Annotated in this window: 2 protein-coding genes; one reads left to right on the forward strand and one right to left on the reverse strand. The window is 73.4% G+C overall.

Annotated features, from left to right (window positions below; translation table 11 throughout):
- A partial coding sequence (locus tag WA805_RS29210; protein WP_425243931.1) for an ATP-binding cassette domain-containing protein occupies window positions 1–837 on the forward strand: 837 nt, incomplete at its 5' end.
- Between the two features lie 128 nt (window positions 838–965).
- Here WA805_RS29210 and WA805_RS29215 read toward each other — a convergent pair.
- Window positions 966–2,076 (reverse strand): RNA polymerase sigma factor (locus tag WA805_RS29215; RefSeq protein WP_425243932.1); only part of this gene is annotated, 1,111 nt, incomplete at its 5' end.

Consider the following 2,076-nt stretch of genomic DNA (forward strand, 5'->3'; position numbering starts at 1 on the left):
GCCTGGCTCGAGGACTACGCCGCCGCCGTCGCGCAGGACGCGGACCTGCCCGCCCCCGGCAGCATCACGGAGGGCATCAGGTTCGAGCACGTGACGTTCCGCTACCCGGGGTCTGACCGGGTCGCGCTGGACGACGTCGACCTGTTCCTCCCGGCCGGAGCCGTGGTCGCCGTCGTCGGCGAGAACGGCGCGGGCAAGAGCACGCTCGTCAAGCTGCTCGCGAAGCTGTATGCACCCTCCGCGGGCCGCATCCTCGTCGACGGCGCGGACCTGGCCCGCGTCGACTCCGCGCGGTGGCGGGACCGGCTGGCCGGGGCGTTCCAGGACTTCTTCCGCTTCGAGTTCCTCGCCGGGCAGACGATCGGCGTCGGCGACCTGCCGCGGCTGGACGTGGAGCCCGCGGTCGTCGCCGCCACGGACCGCGCCGGGGCGCGGGACCTCGTCGACGGCCTGCCCGCCGGGCTGCGCACCCAGCTGGGTCCGACCTGGGCCGACGGCGTCGACGTCTCCTACGGCCAGTGGCAGAAGCTCGCGCTGGCCCGCGGTTTCATGCGCGACGAGCCGCTGCTGGTGGCGCTGGACGAGCCGACCGCCGCGCTCGACGCCGAGACCGAGCACCAGCTGTTCGAGCGCTACGCGAGCCGGGCGCGCGAGGCGCGGCGGAACGGCAGCGTGACCATCCTCGTATCGCACCGGTTCAGCACCGTCCGGATGGCCGACCTCATCGTGGTCCTCGACGGCGCGCGGGTCGCGGAAACCGGCAGCCACGACGAGCTGCTGGCCAGGGGCGGCCGGTACGCCGAGCTGTACCAGATCCAGGCGCGCGCCTACCAGTAACGCGCTCTCGAGGCGGTCGGTCGCCGGGCTCGGGACCAGGTATCGCACGAACCCTCCAGAGTCGGCACCGTACGTTCGGAAAAAACAAAAGCATTATCCCGAACGGACCTGTCGTGACTCCGCGACCTTCATGACCGCGTTTCGTCGATGCGGCGCTGGAGGTAGCGGCGTTCCGGGACGCTAGCGGCGAGGTCCAGGGCGCGGCGGTAGGCGGCGCGGGCTTCTGCCGCGCGGCCCATTCGGCGCAGCAGTTCACCGCGGGTGGAATGCCAGTACTGGTAGCCGTCGAGGTCGAGCGCGTCGACGATGGCGAGCGCGGCCGCGGGGCCCTCGGCCTCCGCGACCGCGACCGCGCCGTTGAGCCGGACCACCGGCGAGCCGGTGACCTCGGCGAGTTCCCGGTAGAGAACGGCGATCCGCGGCCAGTCGATCCAGTCGTCGGTCTGCAGCGCGGCGATGCTCGCCTGCAGGGCGTACGGGCCTTTCGTTCCGGCCGTGCGCGCGGCCAGCGCGCTGCCCGCCAGCAGCTGCTCCCAGTTCCACAGCGACCGGTCCTGGTCCGGCAGCAGCACGAGGTCGTCGCCGCGGAACCGCGCCGCCCGCCGCGAGTCGTGCAGCAGCATGAGCGCGAGCAGGCCGAGCACTTCCGGCTCGTCGGGCAGCAGGGCCGCGAGCACGCGGCCGAGGCGGATCGCCACCGCGGCCAGGTCGGTCTCGGGCTCTTTGGCTGTCGCGGCCGGCTGGCCGTATCCCTCGTTGAAGATCAGGTAGAGGATGGCGAGGACGGCACCGAGCCGTTCCGGCAGCATCCGGTCCGGCGGGACGCGGAACGGGATGCCCGCGGCCTTGATCTTGATCTTCGCCCGGGTGAGGCGGCGCTTCATCGTCTCGGCGGGGACCAGGAACGCGCGGGCGATCTGCTCGGTCGGCAGCCCGGCCACGGCGCGCAGCGTCAGCGCCACCTGGGCCTCGGGGGCCAGCGCCGGGTGGCAGCACAGGAAGATCAGCTCGAGGCGCTCGTCCCGGAGGTCGCTGGTCGCGCTGGCGCTGGCCGGCCCCTGGTCCGCGCCTCGTTCGGTCGCTTCGAGCAGGCGCAGCTTGTCGGCGAGGACGCGATCCCTGCGGAGCCGGTCGATCGCCTTGCGGCGGGCCGTCGTCACCAGCCAGGCCGCCGGGTTATCCGGCACGCCGCCGGTTGGCCCGCGCTGGGCGGCGACCGCGAACGCCTCCGCGGCGGCG

The organism is Trebonia sp. (assembly GCF_049794275.1).
Classification (GTDB): domain Bacteria; phylum Actinomycetota; class Actinomycetes; order Streptosporangiales; family Streptosporangiaceae; genus Trebonia.